Source organism: Streptomyces dioscori (assembly GCF_003024195.1).
Classification (GTDB): Bacteria; Actinomycetota; Actinomycetes; order Streptomycetales; family Streptomycetaceae; genus Streptomyces; species Streptomyces dioscori.
The window spans coordinates 262,621-283,022 of record NZ_KZ679049.1 but is presented as its reverse complement, the minus strand read 5'-3'; the positions used below and the strand labels follow the sequence as shown (position 1 = coordinate 283,022).

The window sequence follows — 20,402 nt, the reverse complement described above, 5'->3', positions numbered from 1 at the left end:
TCGTTCAACAGGATGCCAAGATCACCTGTTTAGATAACCGTCTAATCAAGGGTGTGGGGGACCGTTTGATGGCAGAGCCCACTCAGTCGCGTACGGCTGTGATCACCGGAGCAAGCAGCGGCATCGGCGCGGCCACCGCGCGGGAACTGGCCCGCCAGGGCTACACCGTGGTGCTCACGGCGCGCAGAGCGGACCGGCTGGAAGCCGTTGCCAAGCAGGTGCACTCCGACGGCGGGACGGCGAAGGTCCATCCGCTCGACGTGACCGACCGCGAGGCCGTGACCGCGTTCGCCGGACAGCTCGAATCCTGTGACGTGCTGGTCAACATCGCGGGCGGCGCGTACGGGACCGAGGAGATCGCCCAGGCTGATCCGGCTGACTGGCAGCGCATGTACGACGTGAACGTCGTCGGTGCGCTCCACATGACCCAGTCGCTGCTGCCCCTGCTGGTCGCCAGCGGCGACGGCGTGGTCGTCGTACTGACCTCCACCGCCTCCTTCACCAATTACGAGGGCGGCGGCGGTTACAGCGCCGCCAAGCACGGAGCCCACGTGCTGGCGGAGACACTGCGCCTGGAGGTGTGCGGTCAGCCGTTGCGGGTCATCGAGATCGCACCCGGCATGGTGCACACCGAGGAGTTCTCCCTCAACCGCTACCGCGGCAGCAGCGAGAAGGCCGATGCCGTCTATGCGGGGGTGCCCTTCCCGCTGGTCGCCGGGGACGTCGCCGATGTGGTGGCCTTTGCGGTGACCCGGCCCTCGCACGTCAACATCGACCTGCTGGTGGTGCGCCCGCGGGCGCAGGCGGCCCAGCACAAGGTGCACCGCGTCTCCTGACGGGTCGCGTCTCCTGGCGAACGGCCCCGGGGCCGTCTGTTCCTTCGCGCTTGTTGGCGTGAGGGAGCAGACGGCCCCGGGGCGTGCTGTCAGCAGCCGGTGGCGCCGGGCGCGTCGAACTGGTCGGCGGCGTAGGCCGCCAGCTGGAGTGCCGCCGTGTGGTCGATGCCGAGTTCGGTGGCCGCGGACAGGACCGCGTCCGCCGCGGTGGCCGAGGTGCCCAGGTACTTGGCGGTGACGTGCAGGAGCTGCTCGTGCTCCTCCTTGCTCAGGCCCAGCCGCAGGGCGATCGCCTCGCCGCCGGCCGTCACCGAGCACACCCCGGTCTCCGGCAGCTGCAGTTCCACCGACTGGGCGGACTCCAGGTCTCCCGCCAGTGCCGCGGCGATGGAACGCACCTGCTCGTAGCCTGTGAGCATGAGGAAGGTGGGGGCGCGGCCGTAGCTCTTCATGCCGACGATGTAGTAGCCCGGCTCGGGGTGGGCCAGTTCGCGGTAGCCGTGCGGGGTGACGGTGCCGCAGGAGTGCTGGTTGGGGTCGATCAGCGGGGCCAGCGCACGGGGCGCGGACATGATCGGGTCCAGTTCCAGGCGCAGTTCGTCGCTGATGCCGTAGTCCGGGCGGAAGCCGGTGGCTGCCACGATCCGGTCGGCCGTGATGCTCTGTTCGCCGCCCTGGGTGGAGATCAGCTCGACCTGGTTGTCGCCCGTGCGGCGGATGCTGTGGGTGCGGAAGTTCGCCGCCAGGGTGACGCGGCCGGTGTCCACCAGCATCTTCAGTCCCGAACCGAGCGCGCCGCGCGCGGGCAGCTCGTCGTCGCTGCCGCCGCCGAACGAGGCGGACGGGTCGGCGCTGCGGATGGCCCAGGTGATGGAGGTACCCGGCGCTGCGTCCGCCAACTCGGCCAGAGCCAGCAGGGTGTTGGCCGCCGAGTGCCCGGCGCCGACGACGACGGTGTGGTGCCCGGCGTGCTGATCGCGGTCCGCGCCGAACACGTCGGGCAGTCCGTGGGTGATCCACGCGGCCGCGTCCTGCTCGCCGTGGGCGGGCAGTCCGTTGGCGCCGACGGCGTTGGGCTGGCGCCAGGTGCCGGAGGCGTCGATGACCGTACGGGCCAGCAGTTCCTCGCCGTCGGCGAGGCGGACGACGAAGGGAGCCTGCTCGCGGCCGGCGGTGCGCAGCCGGTCGATGCCCAGCCGGCTCAGAGCGGTGACGGTCGCGCCGTAGCGGATGTGCGGGGCCAGGGCGGGCAGTTCGGCCAGCGGCTGCAGGTACTGCTTGACCAGGTCTCCGCCGGTCGGCAGCTCCGAGGCGTCCGGCTCCTGCCAGCCGGCCTCGGCCAGCAGGCGCTGGGCGGCCGGGTCGGTGTTGTATTCCCAGGGGCTGAACAGCTGGACGTGGGACCAGGACCGTACTGCTGCCGCCGCGGTGTCTCCGGCTTCCAGCACTACGAAGGGGACGTTGCGTTCGGCCAGGTGCGCGGCGGCGGCCAGGCCGATCGGGCCCGCTCCGATCACGGCGACGGGGAGCTGGTCGAGGCTGTGGTCAACCACGGTGTCGTGTCCTTTCAGACGCGGGGACTAAGGCGGTCGGCGGCATCACGCGGCGCCGGAGGGTGCGGGAGACGGTGTGGTGCCGTCCGCGCCGGAAGCGGTCCGCTCGGCGCGGAGTGCTGCGGCCTGTTCGGCCCGCCGACGCAGATCGGCGATGCCCGCACAGCAGGCGCCGCCGGTCTCGGCCCCGGCGTTCTGACCGGTCTGGCCCGGGCCCGAGCTGGTGGTCTGTTCGCTCAACGAGATCGACTCCTGTCGAGGGTCTCTGCGTGGCGTCGGCGGCGGCCCGTTCGCCGCTGTCGCGGCCGGTTGATCGCCGACGCTTATATAGACAAATGACGAATCAAGACTCCAGGATCTTTCCTGATTCGATGGATGTCAACCTGAACCCAGAGATCTACGGCGTGTGACTAGCGTCACCGAGTCGCGCGTTGCGAAGTATGCTTTCACAAGCCAATCTCGATACATGTCGAAACAACGGGGGCGTTCGGCAACGGGCAACTGCCCTGTGCCGCAACAACGTTGGAAGACCGGTGGCTTCGCCGACAAGCCGCCACGGCTCATCGACCGCACGACGCACTCGCCATGCGCCGCGCCACCGTCCTCGTAGACGGAGCCGACTCTCCCGCCACCTTCGAACACCATTCGCGTGCACGCCCGCCACCGAGCAGGCACTGCCGTCAGCTCGCCGCGTGCACGCAATGGGTCCCACACGTGCTGCGTTCCAGTGAACGGCTTCGCCATGCCCGGAAGGACACCCATGCCGCACGACCCCACACCTGCCGCAGACCCTGTCAGCGAACCGATCGCCATCATCGGCATGGCCGGCCGGTTCGCCGACGCCACCAGCCCTCAGGAACTGTGGAAGATGCTCCTGGAGGGCCGCGACGCCATCACCGAAATACCCTCCGAGCGCTACGACATCGACGCGGTCTACGACCCCGCCCCCCGTACGCCCGGGCGCACCGTCAGCCGGTGGGGCGGCCTCCTGCGTGACATCGACGCCTTCGACGCGGAGTTCTTCGGAGTCTCTCCCCGCGAGGCCGACCGCATGGACCCCCAGCAGCGGCTGCTGCTGGAAACCGCCTACGAAGCACTCGAAGACGCCGGACAGTCCGCCGCCCGCCTCGCGGGCTCCGACGCGGGCGTCTTCATCGGACAACTCGGCGGCGACTACTGGCACTTGCAGTACGACCGGCGTGACCAGCTCGACCTGTACGCGATGACCGGCGCCGCCTCCCGCGCCATCACCTCCGGTCGTCTCTCCTACGCCTTCGACCTGCGCGGGCCCAGTTTCACCGTCGACACCGCCTGCTCCTCCGCCCTGGTCGCCGTGCACAACGCCGTACAGGCCCTCCGGCTGGGAGAATGCCACCTGGCGATCGCCGGCGGCGTGAACATCGTCCTGCTGCCCGAAGAAGGCGTCGTCTACTCCGGCGCGGGGATGCTCGCCAGCGACGGACGCTGCAAGTTCGGCGATGCCTCCGGTGACGGATTCGTCCGCAGCGACGGCATCGGCGCCGTCATCCTCAAGCCGCTGAAGGCCGCCCTCGCCGACGGCGACCGCATCCGCGCCGTCATCCGCGGCTCCGCCATCGGCAACGACGGCCAGAGCTCCGGCTACCTCGTCACCCCCGCCGTCGAAGGCCAGCGCGACGTGCTCGTACGCGCCTACGCCAACGCCGGCATCGACCCCGCCGACGTCGACTACATCGAGGCCCACGGCACCGGCACCAGCGTCGGCGACCCCGTAGAACTGCAGGCCCTCGCCGACGTGATCGGCCCCCGCGCCGACGACGAGCGCTGCCTGGTCGGCTCCATCAAGACCAACATCGGTCACGCCGAGGCCGCCGCCGGCATCGCCGGACTCATCAAGGCAATCCTGTGCCTGGAGAACGGCACCGTGCCGCCCAACCTGCACCTGAACAACCCCAACCCGGCCGTGGCCTGGGACGAACTGCCGCTGCAGATCCCCACGCAGGCCACCGCGCTGCCCGACCGAGACCGCCCGCACGTCGCCGCGGTCAGCAGCTTCGGCTTCTCCGGAACCAACGCCCACCTGGTCCTCGAAGCAGCCCCCGCACCCCAGGCCGAAGCCCCGCACGACCAGGAGCCGGCTCGCACCGAGCTGCTGACCCTGTCCGCACTGAGCCCCGAGGCCCTCGTCGACGCCGCCCGGCGCATGGCGGACCACCTCACCGGCGACGGAGCCGCCCAGAGCCTGCGCGACATCAGCCACTCCGCAGCACTGCGCCGCACCCTGCACGACGCACGCCTGGCCGTCCCCGTCGACAACCACAGCGAAGCAGCCGACGCCCTGCGCGCCTTCGCCGACGGGCAGGACGAACCCGGCCTGTCCTACAGCGACTACACCGACCCCACCAGCCCGCCCAGGATCGCGTTCGTCTTCCCCGGGCAGGGTTCGCAGTGGGTCGGCATGGGACGCCAACTCCTCAACACCGAACCCGTGTTCCACGACGTCATGCGGGAGTGCGACGCCGCCATCCGCACCGAGACCGGCTGGTCGGTCATCGACCTCCTGCGCTTCGGCGACGAGGACCGCTTCAAGGAACTCGACGTCATCCAGCCCACCCTGTGGGCCATGGAGATCGCCCTCGCCCAGCTGTGGCGTTCCTGGGGCGTCGAGCCCGACGTGGTCATCGGCCACAGCATGGGCGAGTCCGCCGCGGCCTACATCGCCGGATCCCTCAGCCTCACCGACGCCGCCGCCGTCATCTGCCGCCGCAGCCGCCTCGCCAAGAGGCTCTCCGGACGCGGCACCATGGCCTGGGTCGGACTGCCCGCCGAGGAAGCGGCCCGCGCGCTGGCCGGCTACGAGGACAAGGTCGCCGTCGCGGCGATCAACAGCCCCACCTCCACCCTGCTGTCCGGTGACGGAGACGCCCTCGCCAAGGTGCTGGCCGACCTCGACACCCGCGAGGTCGCCAACCGCCGTGTCAACGTGGACTTCGCCTCCCACTGCCCGCAGATGGACGCCCTGCGCGACGACCTCCTGGCCGAACTGGCACACCTGAACCCCGGGCCGGGCACCATCCCGCTGCACTCCACCCTGCTCAACGAAGTCATCGACGGGTCGGCCATGAACGCCGACTACTGGGTACGCAACATCCGCCAGCCCGTCGACTTCGTCGGCGCCGTCCGCGGGCAACTCGCCCTCGGTGACACCGTATTCATCGAAGTCAGCCCACACCCCCTGCTGGTCAACGGCATCCGGGAGACCGGCCGCGCGGACGGCCAGGAAGTGACGGCCGTCGGCAGCCTGCGCCGCCAGGACGACGAACGCGGCTGCCTGCTCACCTTCGCCGCCCTGCTGCACACCGCGGGCGTGCCGCTCGACTTCGACGCCCTGACGGGCCCCGGCTCCTACGTGCCCCTGCCGACCTACCCGTGGCAGCGCACCCGGCACTGGATCGACCCCGCCCCCAACGCTGCCGAACCGTCCGCTCCTACCCCGGCCGACGCGGCGACTCCGCGCCCTTCGACCGCTGCCGCCGCATCGCATCCGCTGCTGGGCACGGAGCTCGCAGGCGAGGGCACCACCCGGATCTGGCAGGGCCCCCTGGACCTGACGCGCAACGCCTATCTGCGGGACCACCGCATCCAGGACACGATCATCCTTCCCGGCACCGCCCACCTCGAACTCGTCGGCGCAGCCTCGCGCATCGTGCTCGGCGACGGCGCGCTGTCACTGGCCGACGTGCACTACCACCGCGCCCTGTTCCTGGAAGAGTCCGCACCGCCGCCCCAGGTACGGGTCGTCGCCACCCCCGCCGCCGACGGCAGCCTGCACTGCTCCATCTACAGCCGGGACGCCGACACCGACAGCGTCGACTGGACGCTGCACACCGAAGCCACCGCCCGCCCCCTCACCGCGCAGGCCGCCGCCGGAGCCGAACCCCTGGACGCCATCCGCGGCCGGTGCGGCGAGCACCAGGACGCCGCCGACTTCTACCCCTGGAACGCCGAACGCGGCAACCAGTGGAACGGCGCCTTCCAGGGCGTGGCCGAACTGTGGCGCACCGACGGGGAAGTCCTCGCCCACCTGATCTGCCCCGCCGAACTGCGCGAGGGCCTGGAGCAGCACCACTTCCACCCCGCCCTTCTCGACGCCAGCGGCCACTCCATGGCCGCCGCCCGGCCGCTGACCGCTCCCGGCGAGGAAGGCGTCTTCGTCCTCGGAGGCATCGACGAAGTCCGCTTCTTCGGCCGGCCGACCGCCTCCATGCACAGCCACGCCCGCCTGCTGCCCGCCCCCCGCGAAGACTCCTTCAGCGCCGACATCGACATCCGCGACGACGACGGCCGGCTGCTGGCCCAGATGCGCGGCCTGCGCCTGCAATACCTGGCCGGCCACGCCCCCGCACCGCTGACACCGCACCACGAGGACACCACTGTGACCGCCACCGAAGCCGTCCCGCCCGTACCCGCTTCCGGCGGACAGGAGTCCTGGCTGCACACCCTCACCTGGGAAGCCGCCCCGCACCAGGGTTCGGCCACCGCCCGGCAGCCGGACGGCTTCTGGCTGGTGCTTACCGACAGCGGCCCCACCGGCCGTTCCCTCATCCGTGAACTGACCTGGCGCGGCGAGCGCGTCATCGCCATCACCGCAGCGGCCGGCCGTATGGCCGGAGCGGGCGAGCGCTACCGCCTCGACCCCGCCAACCCCGACCACTACGTCGACACCCTGGCCGACATCGCCCGTGAGGGCACCTGCCGCGGCGTCATCCACCTGTGGGCACTCGACGCGCAGGCCGGCCTCGACGCCACCGCCACCGAGATCGGCCGCACCCAACTCCTCACCGGCCACAGCGTCCTGCACCTGATGAGGGCCCTGGACAAGCACTCCCTCGGCCACCCACCGCTCTGGCTGATCACCCAGCTCGCCCAGTCCACCAGCCCCGCCGACACGGTCCGCAACCCCTTCCAGGCACCCCTGTGGGGCCTGGGCCGCACCCTCGCCGCCGAGACCCCGGCTCTCAGCCCCCGCCTGGTCGACCTCGACCGGTCCCCGGACAGCATCCCCGCCTTGGCCGACCTGCTGCAGAAGCCCGACACGGAAGACCAGACGGCACTGCGCGACGGCCAGCGTCTCGCCGCCCGCCTGCGCCCGGCCCCCGCCGCCGACGACGGACCGCGGAACCTGTCACTGCCCACCCCCGGCGTCCTGGACGACCTTGGTCTCCAGCCCGCCGCGCGCCGGCCCCTCGGGCCCGACGACGTCCGCATCCAGGTCGCCCACGCCGGAGTCAACTACCGCGACGTCCTGCTGACCCTGGGCATGTACCCGGGACAGGACGACCAGCCACCGACCCTCGGCTGGGAGTGCGCGGGCACCGTCACCGAGACCGGCAGCCGCGTCACCGATGTCGCCATCGGCGACGAGGTCATCGCCTTCGCCGACGGCTCCCTGGCCAGCGAAGTCGTCACGCGCGCCTGCCTGACCGCTCCCAAGCCGGCCCGCCTCACCTCGGCGCAGGCCGCGACGCTGCCCGCCTCCTACCTGACCGCCTACCACGCGCTGCACGACCTCGCCCGTATCGACCGCGGCGACAAGATCCTCATCCACTCAGCCACGGGCGGCACCGGACTTGCCGCCCTGAACGTCGCCCGCTGGAAGGGCGCCCGGATCTACGCCACCGCCGGAAGCGACGCCAAGCGCCAACTCCTCGCCAAGCTCGGCGTCGACCGCGTCGCCGACTCCCGCAGCCTGGACTTCGCCGACACCTTCCGCCCCGCCGCCGGCGAGAACGGCTTCGACGTCATCCTCAACACCCTGGCGGGCGAGGCCATCCCTGCCAACCTCTCCCTGATGGCGCCCTACGGGCACTACCTCGAACTGAGCAAGCGCGACATCCTCGACGACAACCCGCTGCCCCTGGGCGCGTTCGCCCGCAACCTGTCCTTCCACGCCGTCGACGTCGTCCACATGATCCAGAACGCACCGGAGCGTGCCGGACGCATCCTGCGCGCCGCAGCCGCCCTGGTCGAACGCGGCGACCTGCAGCCCCTGCCGCACACGGAATTCCCCGCCGGCCAGGCCGCTGACGCGTTCCGGTTCATGGCCCAGTCCCGCCACACCGGCAAGATCGTCCTGTCGTTCAGTCACCACACCGCCTCCAACACGCAGTCGGCAGCACGTACACCGGCCGTCGCCATTCATGGCGAGGGCACCTACCTGGTGACCGGGGGAGCAGGCGGCATCGGCGGCCGGCTCGCCCTGTGGCTCGCCGACCAGGGCGCCCGCCACCTCCTGCTCACCGGCCGCAGCCCCCTGCCCGCCAGCGGAACCCCGCTGCCCGCCGACCACCCGCACGCTGCTGCGCTCGCCGTTCTCGACGAACTCGCCGAGCGCGGCGTCAGCGTGCAGTACGAGGCCGCCGACGTCGCCGACCACCAGGCCATGCAGGGGTTGCTGACCGGCCGCCACCGCCAGGGCCTGCCGCCCGTCCGCGGCGTCTTCCACGCGGCAGGCGTCATCGACTACGCCCCGCTCAGCGACATGACCCCCGCCGACCTCGACACGGTCCTGGCGGCCAAGGTCTCCGGAGCCTGGAACCTGCACCGCCTCCTGCACGACCAGGAAGTCGACGCGTTCGTACTCTTCTCCTCCGGCTCAGCGATCCTCAGCTCGCCCATGCTCGGCGGCTACGCGGCCGGCAACGCCTTCCTCGACGCCCTGGCCCACCACCGCAACGCACACGGCCGACCGGCCACCGTCATCAACTGGGGCTTCTGGGACAGCGTGGGCATGGTCGCCCGCAAGGAACAGCAGGAAGAACGCACCCTCCTGCCCCAGGGCATGTCCTCCTTCAGCCCCGACGACGGATTCGCCGTCCTGGGCGGCATCCTCGCTTCAGGGCGCCTGCACACCGCCGTCCTGCGCGCTGACTGGCCCGCCTGGGCACGTGCTTACCCGACGGCGGCCACCGCGCCGTTGCTGCAGCACCTCACCGTCACGACCCGCACGGCCGCGTCCGGCCCGGCACCGGTCATCGCAGCCCCGGCCCCGGCGGTGCCCACACCCGTCGCGGTAGAGACACCCGCCCCGAGCAAGCCCGCGGCGAAGCCCGCACCCGCCGCGGCGACGCCGAAGAAGGCCCGCATCCCCGCCCCCCGGTCGGCCGACACCGTGCAGACACCCGCAGCCGTCGCGCCGAGCACGGAACTGCTGGAGTCGGTCAAGCGGGAAGTGGCCGTGGTGATGGGTCTGAAGCCCGAGCGCCTCAACGTCAGCCGACCGTTGAACCGGCTCGGTATGGATTCGCTGATGGCGGTGGAGCTGCGCAACCGCATCCAGCGCGAATATCAGGTGAAGCTGCCGATGGTGCAGCTGTTGAAGGACGGCACGATCACCACGGTCGTCCAGGCCCTGGCCGCCGAACTCAACTCCGCCAACCCCTCGGCCTCCCAGCCCGAGACAGCGCCTGCCCCGACAACCCCCGCCGCGGCGGCCCCGGCAGCTCCCCGTGTGCCCGCACCGGCAGCCGTTTCCCCGGTCCCGGTCCAGCCCGAGAAGACCGCCGCTCCGCAGCCGAAGCCGGAACTGCGGGCGCAGCCGGTCGAGGACGACGCGGCACCGGTCAACGGCACCGACGACACGGTGCTGGCCTTCGTGAAGGAAGCGGTGGCGGTCGTGATGGGGCTGCGAGCGGAGCGCCTCAACGTCAGCCGGCCCTTGAACCGGCTCGGTATGGATTCGCTGATGGCGGTGGAGCTGCGCAACCGCATCGAGCGGGAGTACCAGGTGAAGCTGCCGATGGTGCAGCTGTTGAAGGACGGCACGATCACCACGGTCGTCCAGGCGCTGACCGCCGAACTCAACTCAGCCAACGCCTCGGCCTGACCGAGCGACAGACGAGGATCGAGCCACCCGTGAAGACCACAGACATCCGCATAGCCGGTCTCGGCACCTACATCCCCGAGATCGTCGACGCCCGAAAGGCCGTCGCACTCGGCCTGTACGACGCCGACGACTACGAGTGGTACGGCTGGACCGGCGCGGCCGTCGCCGACGACATGCCCGCACCCGACATGGCCGTCGCCGCAGCCCGCCAGGCCATGGAACGCTCCCAGACCCACCCGCACGACATCGACATGCACATCCACGCCTGCGGCCACGAGCAGGGCCCAGAAGGCTGGTCGCCACAGCACTACATCCTGCGCCACATCACCGACCGCGACGTGCCCTCCTTCCGCGTCTGGCAGGCCTGCAGCGGCCTGATCGGCTCGCTGGAACTGGCCGCCTGCTACCTCCAGGCCGTCCCCGAGCGCACCACCGCCCTGCTCACCGGCGCCGACAACGTCGGCACCCCGAACTTCAACCGGTGGGCCTTCGGCATCCAGAACGGCGTGCTGGGTGACGCCGGCAGCGCCGTCCTGCTGTCCAAGACCGACGGCTTCGCCAGCCTGCTGTCCATCAACACCGGCTCCACCGCCGAGGTCGAGGAGCAGTACCGGGGCGCCGAGCCGCTCTTCCCCCCGTCGTTGACGGTCGGACGCAGCATGGACTTCAAGGAACGTCTGGCTGCCGCCGGTGGTCTGGAGGAGACCGTCGCCGAAGTCGTACGCCGCCAGGGCGAACTGCGGACCGAGATAGCCCTGCGCACCCTGGCCGAAGCCGGCCTGGAACCGGCGGACGTCACCCGCGTCGCCCACGTCTTCACCGGCCAGGAGAGCTACCTCAAGGTCATCCTCGACCCGATGGGCCTCTCGACCGACCTGGGACTGCTCGACTTCGGCCGCAACCTCGGCCACCTGACGGTCAACGACCAGATCGTCGGCCTCGACCACCTCGTCGCCACCAGCCAGGTCGGGCCGGGCGACCACGTCCTCATCGTCGCCCACGGCGGCGGAGTTTCCATCACCTGCGCCGTCGTACGCATCGACCACCGACCCCACTGGGCCCAGTAGCCCGCGCTTCCGGGAGCCGGCCCCCATACGGGCCGGCTCCCGGATCTTCCATTTCCCGCCTCACCACCCAGGGACCTCCGGCCATGCTGAACCTCGCTGCCTCACCCTTACTCGATGCCGAACAACTCATCTCCACCTTCGGCCTGCTGGGCATCATGGCCACCGTCTTCGCGGAGTCGGGCCTGATCGTCTGCTTCTTCCTGCCCGGCGACTCACTGCTGTTCACCGCAGGCCTCCTGGTCGCCAACGACCAGATCCTTCACCAGCCCCTATGGGTGGTCATGCTCGCCATCGCCGTCGCCGCCGTCCTGGGCGACCAGTTCGGCTATGCCTTCGGCCGCAAGATAGGCCCCGCACTGTTCAGGCGGCCCAACTCCCGCTTCTTCAAGCAGGAGAACGCCGAACGCGCGCAGGAATTCATGCTCAAGCACGGCCCCAAAGCCCTGGTGATGGCCCGCTTCATCCCGGTGTTCCGCACCTTCATCCCCATCACCGCAGGCGTCGGCCGCATGACCTACCGGACGTTCTTCCTGTTCAACGTCATCGGTGCCGTCCTGTGGTCCGTCAGCCTCACCCTGGTCGGCTACTACCTCGGCCAGATCGCCTTCGTCCGCGACAACATCGAAGGCATGGTCATCGGCATCGTCCTGATCTCCGGTATCCCGATCATCATCGAGGGCATCAAGATGAGGCGCCGCAGCCGCCAGGCAGCGTCCACCGACGAACCGGCGGCCACACCCCAGGCCGCCGCGACACCCGCCACGGAAACGGAGCTGCCCCGCCCATGATCTCCGCTGAAGACTTCTGCGACATCCTCGCCGACCGAGGCTTCACCACCGCCAGCGGTGTGCCCTGCTCCCACTTCGGCGGCCCCATCGCCCACCTCAGCACCCAGCCCGGCCGCTACGTCCCCGCCCCCAACGAGGGCAACGCCCTGGCGGTCGCGGCAGGCGCCGCCCTGGGCGGGCAGCGCGCCTACGTCATGCTGCAGAACTCCGGACTGGGCAACCTCATCAACCCGCTCACCTCACTGGTGATGACCTACCAACTGCCCATCCTCACCTTCGCCAGCCTGCGCGGCTGGCCCGACCCGGCCAGCGACGAGCCGCAGCACGCCGTCATGGGCCCATCCACCCACGGCATCCTCGACAGCGTCGGCAGCCCGCACTACACGCTGCACGCCGCGGACGGCATCGAGCGGTTCACCGAGATCCTCGACGCCGCGGACAAGGACCTGGCCGACCGGCGGGCCCCCTTCGTCCTTGTCGAACGCGGAGCCATCGGCAAGGCAGCTGCCCAGGAGACCGAGACGCCCACGGGCCTGGCCAGCAGCACCGCGATCCGCGTGGTGACCGACACCTGCCCCGACGCATCCGTCATCGCCACCACCGGCTTCACCGGCCGCGACGTCTTCGCCGTCGCCGACCGCCCCGGAAACTTCTACATGCAGGGCTCCATGGGCCACGCCTCGTCGCTCGGCCTGGGCGTCGCGCTGGCCCACCCCGAACGCACCGTCGTCGTCCTGGACGGCGACGGCGCCGCGCTGATGCACCTCGGCGCCCTGTCGATGATCGGACACGAGGCACCCGCCAACCTGATCCACGTGATCCTCGACAATCAGATCCACGAGTCCACCGGCGGCCAGTCGACCACCTCGGGCAACACCTCGTTCCCGGCCGCGGCCCTCGCAGCCGGCTACCGCACCGCGGAGGGCTGCGACAACGAGGATGCTCTGCGCACTGCAGTCTTGAACGCCAAGGCCGCACCCGGACCGCACTTGATCAGCGTGCGGACCCTGCCACGCACTGGCGCGATACCGCCGCGCGCCACCAACGCCCTCACTCCAGACGGTATTCGCGAACGGTTCCAGCAGGACCTGCACGGCAACTGACCTGTGTGCCGTTGGTGTCTGGAATTGCCTCAACAGGCGGGTCCACACCAACGGCACTGGGCTGCAACCTGCCGAGGAGGATCGGGTGGATGCTGCTTGCCCTGCACAACCGGGACACTGCCCATACGGTGTCCCCCCCATGGCTAAGGCGCTCACGCCCGGCAAAGATTCGGTCATCATCACGATACTCATCGGTGTCGCGGGGGGCCTCCGAGGCTGCTGGCTCATCCTCCTCACCCCGTACCGGAGATCAATTGAAAACGGCGCCATCCCTTATGTTGTGCCCGCACATTCAGTGAGTCGGCTCCGCCCTCCCCCCGGAGGGCGGAGCCGACTCGCAGGGCGGGAACCCCGTGCAGCTCGACGAGCCAGCCCGTGAAGCTGATCCGACTTGAGCGTGCTGCTATGCGAATCGGCAGGTGCTGAGGTACCAGGCGTTGTCGATGTCGCTCGTGGATCCGAGGTGCGTCTCGCCCGGCCGCACGCACTCATATCCGTCGAACGGCGTCCAGTCGTAGTCCACCTGCAGTCGCGCCCCGACCCCCGGCGGGGGATTGTTCACACAGTGGTTGTAATACGCGTCCGTCTGAGTCTCGTAGTATCCGCAGGCTTGAATTGAAACGTCATTCCCCGACGCCGCTGAAGCCGCCGACGGCAGCAGCACGAGAGACATGGCCAAAGAAACGGCAGCACCGGCTGCTTTCAATTTACGACGCATGGCACACCTCTTTCCATTCTTGTTCCTGTCTCACTGGTGTGAGGCAGGACGCGTCGCCGGCCTGCCATGTACAGAGCCCACTTGGTCGGCACTGGTAGACCGTCGACGTCGGTGTCCCTCAGCCTGGCACGGCGCGTTGGCCTGCGGCAGTCAGCCGATGGTGAGAGATCCGGTGGGATTGTTAAGCTCTCCTGTATGGTCGCACCGAAGAGGCCGAAACATCCTCACGTCGTAGACTTCGCAACGTCGATAGAACCGAGCACGCAGCAATTGAGGTTCTTCCTCGTGCTGAGTGAAGAACTCCATTTCGGCTACGCCGCCACTCGCCTGTTCGTCACCAAATCCGCCCTGAGTCAACAAATGCGCACCTTGGAGAAACGCCTTGGAGTACGTCTCTTCGAGCGCACCAGCCGGTCAGTCGCGCTCACCTCGGCGGGTCGGTCGTTGCTGCCCGAGGCGCGAGCGGCGGTTGAAGCGATAGACCGTTTACGCCGGGCCGCGGAAGTGCAGCAGCGTCAGCTCGCCGGGCGGTTGACAGTGGGAACCATCGGTGCCGAGGCCTCCATGCCACAGACCCGCGCGGTTCTAGGGGAATTGCGCCGCCAGCAGCCCCATGTGGAGATACAGATCCTCAGCCTGACCATCGCCGACCATCTGGCTGCCCTGTACCGGCAGGAGGTTGACATCGCTTTCCTTCGCCCACCGGTGTCGGACGATATCGAGCTGCTCCATCTCGCGACCGAGCCCCGAGTGGCCTGCATATCGAGCAGCGACCCGTTGGCGGCGCACCAGCGCATCACCATCGCGCAGCTCAACGGATACCCGGTGGTGAACTTCCCGCCTGAGACACCACGAGAGTGGTGGAGCTTCTGGGCGGTGGACCCGCGTCCCGACGGCACCCCTGTGCGCTACGGCCCGATCGCCGCGGACATTGAGGCACTGCTGCACGCCATCTCGCAGGGCGAGGGCATGTCCTTCCTGCCCGCAGTGGCCCGTGACTTCTTCAGCCGTCCCGGCCTCACCTACGTCGATGTCGACGGTATCCCTCCCTGTACCTCGGCCCTCGCGTGGGTGGCGGAGCGCCGCTACGATCCGCTGGTCGCCGCAGCGCAGCGGGCCGCACAGTCGGTGATACGGAACCGCACCGATTCATGATCACCGAGGACGTGGACCATGGGTTCAGCGATTGCGGCACTGGCCTGACGGCCGACACCTCGATGCCGCCTGCACATGCGAACCGTGACCCTGGCGAGTCGTCCGGCACCACTTCCCTCTATGGGCAGCGCAACGTCGCCCGTGCGCAACGAGCTGCGGCGCTTGCAGCAGGGACAGGACGTGCAAGCGCAGACGACGCCGAACGAGGGAAGACGGCAGCCCCCGCTCGCCGACGCCCGCTGCACGTACACCATCGACTGCGTGGCAACAGAGTGCACCGGCAACTGACGGTCGACGACCGGCAGCGCGTCGCCCTGGCCGAACTCGCTGCGGGCTGCGGGCAGGAGACGGTCAACTGAGAGCCGGCGCCGTAGCGGGAGTTACTACTTCTCGGAGTTCAGTAGCGCGGTCACGAGGGCCTCGAAGATGGCCACCGTCTTCGGCTGTTTGATGCCTAGTTCGCCAGCAGTCTGCTTGACGCTCTTCTTGGGCGGCCTGGTGCCGCTAGGCGCGAGGCGGCCGACCATACAGAGCATGTCTTTGTGGCGTTCGCCCAAGATCTCGGCGAAGGTCTTCCACGGATCGACGGAGGGCTTGTACTTTCCTTCCGTGATGGCCGCTATGTCAGCCTCCGGCAGGCCGCTGTCTTTGGCCAGCCTGGCCTGGCCGTCTTTGGTGGCTAGGTCGTAGCCCACTATTCGTGCCCGTGTGGTGATGTGATCACCGAACCGTCGCGGGTCCATAAGCTTCTTGCTGGGCATCTGCCGGTCCTTCCGCAGGGAATGCAGCAGCATGGCATCTGAACGGTCGCCGGGGTATAGCGCCTTCCCTTCGACTCCGGCCACACCGTCGACATAGGCCTGCACGGGCCCGTACAGCCCCTGCGGTACGTACTCAGGGATCTGTTCGTGTTCGACCCAGGCGACATCGGAGACCTCCCGAGAAGCGGCTGCGCGCGCCTGGCCGCCGACGGCCCGGCAGGCGACGTAGACGATCTGCCGGCCTGTGTCGGGTTGGGTGCGCTCTCCCAGACGCCGGAGGGCCTTGACGTCGAGCCCGGTCTCCTCCAACGTCTCCCGCACTGCCGCTTGCTCGGCGGACTCGCCCGTCTCAACCTTGCCGCCGGGGAGCGCCCAGACGAGGTCACCTTCGACGATGCTGCGCCGGATCATGAGGATCCGGCCGCAGTTGACGATGACGGCCATGGTGACAGCAGGTACCGCTGTCACGTGGTGCTCCCCTCCTCGCCTGCGGGGCCGGGCCGCTTGGCCCTGGTCGGGCCCCACATGCTTGCGGATAGGGCATCGTGGGCCGCACTAAAGGTCGAGAGCATCCCTTGTCGACCGGCGGGGTCTTCGATGTAGACCGTAAGCGAGAAATCGTCGAGCTGGCGGGGCAGCATTACGCATGAGGCCGCAGACGACGTGGCCGAGGATAGATCCTACCTGCGCATCAACTCCGCCTCGGCAGCGATCACGTGCTCAGTTGGTGGGCTATCAGGGCAGGTCGTTGGCATCGGAACGAGTCGGAGCGCTTGAAGCCATGCTCGGGCTTGCATGTGAGTCCTGCCTCTCCCCAATGGGCAGAGGCAGGACTCGGCGTGCAGGCGGCGGTCAGCCCTCGGTAGCGGCGGCCGGGGCGGAAGGCTCCAAACAGGCCGCCACCGTCTCCGGATCCAGAGCCGCCAAACTGGCAAACATGCGCAGCGGTTCCGCCAGCGCCGAGCAGCACATCACGTACTGGTTGCTGCGCCCCTGCGGGATCGCCTCCACCAGCTCCTGCTCGCGCAGTGGCGCCAGGTGATGGCTGACCAGCGTCTGGCTCAGCCCGGTGGCCTCCTGCAACTCCTTCACCGTGCGCGGTCGTTGCGCGATCAGCAGAATCAGCGTCAACCGCGTCTCGTCCGCCAGCGCCCGCAGTTTTGGAGCCAGCAACTGTGCACGCTCACGCTCGCTGAGCCACTGCCCGGGATCGCTGACCGCGACCCTCAGCTTTGATGGCCGGGCCATCACCACCTCCTTGTCGCCCCCGCGCCCGTCGCTCGGGCCGGCACCGGCGGCGCGGGTGCTGTTGGAGGCGGGGCGAACTGCGCGTTCGATCCTACGCATGGTGGCCGTGCCCGACTACGAGCCGGTCCGGGCGTCGGCTTCGGGCTCCGCGGGCACGTCCGCCGCCGGAGCCCCGTCCTCTTCCACCGTCTGCCCGCGGGGCAGGATGAACGCGGAGGCGATCGCTCCGACGGCTGCGACCGCGACAGCGACCGTCAACGTGCCGGTGAAGCCGTGCACAAATGACTCCTGAGCGGCGGACAGCACCCGCTCGCCGGCCGCCCCGCCGATCTCTTGCGCGACGGCGGAGGCACCGGCGAGAGATTCGCGTACGGCGTCGCCCGCCTCTCCCGGCACCTGCGCGGCCTTGGGGAGGTCGTCGCGGTAGAGGGTGGCGATGATGCTGCCGCTGACCGCGATGCCCAGGGCGCCGCCGACCTGCATGCCCACGTCGGCGACAGCGGATCCCGCGCCCGCCTGGCGGGCCGCGGAGACGGCCAGGATGGCGTCCACGGCGGCGGGGAGGGCGATACCCATGCCGAGGCCGAACACGGCAAGACCCCACAGGGCCTGTGCTTCGTCGTCGATCTGCAGTCCGGCGAGAACGCCGAGCCCGACCGCGCACAGCGCCAGGCCGATCACCACGGTGTTCCTGAGGCCTGTGCGTTCGACGAGCTTGGCGGAGAGCGGAGCGCCGATCATCATGGTGCCGATCGCCAGCATCCGCAGACCGGCGCCGAGCGGGTCCAGTTCAAGGACCGACTGCAAGTACTGGGTGAGCAGGTACAGGCCGCTGTAGAGGCCGAAGGACGTGCAGGCGATGGCCAAGGCGCCGCCGCCGTAGCGGGCGTTGAGGAACAGGCCGATGTCGAGCATGGGGTGCTCGGTGCGCTTCTCCCACAGGACGAAACCGACCATGAGTGCGACGCCGGCGAGGAGCGAGCCGAGGGTCACGATGTCGCCCCACCCGTTGTGGGGGGCTTCCACCAGGCCGTACACGATGGCGACGAGCCCGGCGACCGAGAGCAGCGCGCCGACGAGGTCCAGGCCGGGGTGGCCGTCGGCCTTGGACTCGGGGATCAGTTTGAAGCCGCCGATGAGCGCGATGGCCGCCAGCGGCACGTTGATGAGGAACATCGAGCCCCACCAGAAGTGCTCCAGCAGCAGGCCGCTGACGACCGGGCCGAGCGGTACGCCGACCGCGGCGGCGCCCGACCAGATGCCGATGGCCTTGCCCTGTTCCTCCGGCGGGAAGACGTCCTTGATGATGGCCAGGGTGGCGGGCATCATCAAGGCTGCCGAGATGCCCATCGTGGCGCGGAAAGTGATGAGCAGTTCGGGGCTGGAGGCGAACGCGGCACCGAGGCTGGTCACTGCGAAGGCGGCCAGTCCGATGGCGAGCAGCTTCTTGCGGCCGAAGCGGTCCGACAGTCCTCCCGCCATCAGCAGCAGTCCGCCGAAGGCCAGTGCGTAGGAGTCGACGGTCCACTGCAACTGGCTGCTGCTGGCGTCCAGGTCCTTCTGGATGCTGGGCAGGGCCAGATTCAGGATCAGGGTGTCAAGCCCGATCAGAACCAGACTCAGACACAGGATGGCCAGAATCTGCCATCGGCGGGGATGTCCGGCAGGGCGGTTCACAAAGATCTCCTCAAGGAAGCAATCAGGCTGGGGGACGCCAACAGCGGCGGGCCCGGGGCGTGTTCGTGCGCGGGGCTGCCTGTGATGGGGCGCCGGAGGCCGGTCTCCACGGGGGATGAGGGCCGACCTCCGGCGGTCCACAGACTAACCAGCATCGAGTGGTATCAACAGTGAATGCTGTTGATAACGGCTTGCTTTGGATGCTCGTTTCAGCCATCTACCCGAGATCTCCACTCTGCGCCCGCATGTGGCTCGAAGTGGCATTGACCTGCGGAGACTTGAAGGAGGTCGGTCATGTCCGCGATGGCAACTCTTCGCGTCGACGTGGCGCGCCGCTGGCTGTGCAGGGGCTTCGGTGTGTGCTGTTACCGACGATTGCTCCCTGATGGCCTGCGGAAACGTGCCTCGGAGTGGTGGTTCGTGAGCGGTGTTGAGCGGGGTTGGCGGAAAAAGACCGTCGGCTGAAAACCGGGTCTCGAATACTTTGACCGCCATCGATACATTGAGCGAGAAGCAGCACGGGGGCCTGTACGAGCGGGCCCGTCCTGGTGCCAGGGGGGCTGAAAGACGTTGCATGGACCCGACAGGCAGACGGTTGGCTCATTAATGTGCCCGGCCGTGCCGTAGGCGTATTGCGCGCTCCATTCACCCTTCAACCGCGCTGTGGCGGCACGGTTCCTGACACCACATCACATCCCCACCAGAACGCAGCGGTCGTGCGGTCGGCGCACTGCTCGCTGCGGTTTTACGAGGCTGGAACGGTCGCTGGCGACGGCTGTCCCACGCCTGGCCCGCAATCCTTGAAGGGAAAACGATGTCAGACTCTGCGCAGCCTCGCCTTGCCCTGGTGGGCGATCGTGGCAACCACGATGAGCCGTCTCACCCCAAGATCGATGCCATGCGCGAGCAGTGGGACGTAGTCACAGAGTGGGTTCCGACGGTCGACATCCACGATGCCTCCCGGCTCGACGGGTTCGACGGCATCTGGGTCGTCCCCGGGGCGCCGTACTTCAACCAGAAGGGCGTGCACCTCGCCGTCCGCCACGCCCGTGAGAACGCGCTGCCTTTCCTCGGTACCTGCGGCGGGTTCTTCAGCGCCCTCATCGAGCACGCGCAGAACGTGCTGCACCTTCCCGAAGCGGAAGGCGTGGACGAGGACCCGGAGAAGCTCCTGCCCCTGGTCACCCCGCTGACATGCTCCTTCCGCGGCGAGAAGGCCCCCCTGACGGTCAAGGAGGACTCGCTGCTCGCCTCGATCTACGGCACGACCAACGTCGAGGAGGTCTTCCACTGCGAGTACGGGCTGACGGCCGACTTCATGGGCGCCGCCAGCCAGGGCTCCCTGCAGATCAGCGCCTGGGACAGCGACGGCGCGCCGCGCGCCCTGGAGATCACCGGCCACCCGTTCTTCATGGGCAGCCTCTTCCAGCCCGAACTGTCCTCCGCCCCCGGCGATGAGCACGTCATTCTGAAGACCTTCCTCAACGCGGTGCGAGTGTCGGCGAGCACGCCGTCGCCCCAGCACGCCCTCTGACGCAGCTTCGTTCGCTGCCCCTCAATTTCTGACACGGCCGTGCGCCCGGGTGCGCACGGCCGCGGGCACCGCCATGCCCGCCTTGTCCCCACACCAGG

General features: G+C 69.1%; 14 protein-coding genes. 8 read left to right on the top strand and 6 right to left on the bottom strand.

What is annotated here, in order from left to right:
* The first annotated feature begins 68 nt into the window (after window positions 1–68).
* On the top strand, window positions 69–836 hold the full coding sequence (locus C6Y14_RS28935) for an SDR family oxidoreductase (protein ID WP_107019783.1): 768 nt from the start codon (window positions 69–71) through the stop codon (window positions 834–836).
* A gap of 89 nt (window positions 837–925) precedes the next feature.
* Here the strand turns inward: C6Y14_RS28935 and C6Y14_RS28930 are convergent, their stop codons facing one another.
* Both C6Y14_RS28930 and C6Y14_RS28925 read right to left on the bottom strand, forming a co-directional pair.
* Window positions 926–2,389: an NAD(P)-binding domain-containing protein gene (locus C6Y14_RS28930; protein ID WP_107019782.1), complete on the bottom strand. Its 1,464-nt coding sequence runs from the start codon at window positions 2,387–2,389 to the stop codon at window positions 926–928.
* A 45-nt stretch (window positions 2,390–2,434) separates the two neighbouring features.
* The gene (locus C6Y14_RS28925; RefSeq protein WP_107019781.1) at window positions 2,435–2,629 is read right to left on the bottom strand and encodes a hypothetical protein; all 195 of its coding nucleotides are present in this window, start codon (window positions 2,627–2,629) and stop codon (window positions 2,435–2,437) included.
* 520 nt (window positions 2,630–3,149) lie between these two features.
* On the opposite strand from C6Y14_RS28925, the gene C6Y14_RS28920 reads away from it, so the two are divergent.
* The 4 genes from C6Y14_RS28920 to aepY all read left to right on the top strand — a co-directional run bounded on the left by C6Y14_RS28920 (window position 3,150) and on the right by aepY (window position 13,211).
* The gene (locus tag C6Y14_RS28920) at window positions 3,150–10,253 is read left to right on the top strand and encodes a type I polyketide synthase (RefSeq protein ID WP_107019780.1); all 7,104 of its coding nucleotides are present in this window, start codon (window positions 3,150–3,152) and stop codon (window positions 10,251–10,253) included.
* Window positions 10,254–10,282: 29 nt separating this feature from the next.
* A complete protein-coding gene (locus C6Y14_RS28915) occupies window positions 10,283–11,320 on the top strand; it encodes a ketoacyl-ACP synthase III family protein (protein WP_107019779.1) in 1,038 nt (345 codons plus the stop codon).
* Between the two features lie 83 nt (window positions 11,321–11,403).
* Window positions 11,404–12,108: a DedA family protein gene (locus C6Y14_RS28910; RefSeq protein WP_107019778.1), complete on the top strand. Its 705-nt coding sequence runs from the start codon at window positions 11,404–11,406 to the stop codon at window positions 12,106–12,108.
* The gene (aepY, locus tag C6Y14_RS28905; RefSeq protein WP_107019777.1) at window positions 12,105–13,211 is read left to right on the top strand and encodes a phosphonopyruvate decarboxylase; all 1,107 of its coding nucleotides are present in this window, start codon (window positions 12,105–12,107) and stop codon (window positions 13,209–13,211) included. Before C6Y14_RS28910 ends, aepY begins: the two co-directional genes overlap by 4 nt.
* Window positions 13,212–13,614: 403 nt before the next feature.
* Here aepY and C6Y14_RS28895 read toward each other — a convergent pair whose 3' ends face one another.
* A complete protein-coding gene (locus tag C6Y14_RS28895) occupies window positions 13,615–13,884 on the bottom strand; it encodes a DUF6355 family natural product biosynthesis protein (protein WP_225891342.1) in 270 nt (89 codons plus the stop codon).
* Window positions 13,885–14,124: 240 nt separating this feature from the next.
* Here C6Y14_RS28895 and C6Y14_RS28890 point away from each other — a divergent pair, with 240 nt between their 5' ends.
* Window positions 14,125–15,084: a LysR family transcriptional regulator gene (locus tag C6Y14_RS28890; protein WP_107019775.1), complete on the top strand. Its 960-nt coding sequence runs from the start codon at window positions 14,125–14,127 to the stop codon at window positions 15,082–15,084.
* Window positions 15,081–15,443, top strand: coding sequence for a hypothetical protein (locus tag C6Y14_RS44220; protein ID WP_159074329.1), 363 nt, complete (start codon window positions 15,081–15,083; stop codon window positions 15,441–15,443). Before C6Y14_RS28890 ends, C6Y14_RS44220 begins: the two co-directional genes overlap by 4 nt.
* Before the next feature lie 24 nt (window positions 15,444–15,467).
* On the opposite strand, the gene C6Y14_RS45730 is transcribed toward C6Y14_RS44220, so the two are convergent.
* From C6Y14_RS45730 to C6Y14_RS28875, 3 genes are all read right to left on the bottom strand, one after another.
* Window positions 15,468–16,289, bottom strand: coding sequence for an NUDIX hydrolase (locus C6Y14_RS45730; protein WP_107019774.1), 822 nt, complete (start codon window positions 16,287–16,289; stop codon window positions 15,468–15,470).
* A 408-nt stretch (window positions 16,290–16,697) separates the two neighbouring features.
* Window positions 16,698–17,192, bottom strand: coding sequence for an ArsR/SmtB family transcription factor (locus tag C6Y14_RS28880; RefSeq protein ID WP_107019773.1), 495 nt, complete (start codon window positions 17,190–17,192; stop codon window positions 16,698–16,700).
* Window positions 17,193–17,207: 15 nt separating this feature from the next.
* Window positions 17,208–18,770: an MFS transporter gene (locus C6Y14_RS28875; protein WP_107019772.1), complete on the bottom strand. Its 1,563-nt coding sequence runs from the start codon at window positions 18,768–18,770 to the stop codon at window positions 17,208–17,210.
* Between the two features lie 898 nt (window positions 18,771–19,668).
* Between C6Y14_RS28875 and C6Y14_RS28870 the strand changes: the two genes are divergently transcribed.
* Window positions 19,669–20,304, top strand: a complete 636-nt coding sequence (locus C6Y14_RS28870; protein WP_450152395.1) for a glutamine amidotransferase-related protein — start codon at window positions 19,669–19,671, stop codon at window positions 20,302–20,304.
* Window positions 20,305–20,402 lie beyond the last annotated feature (98 nt).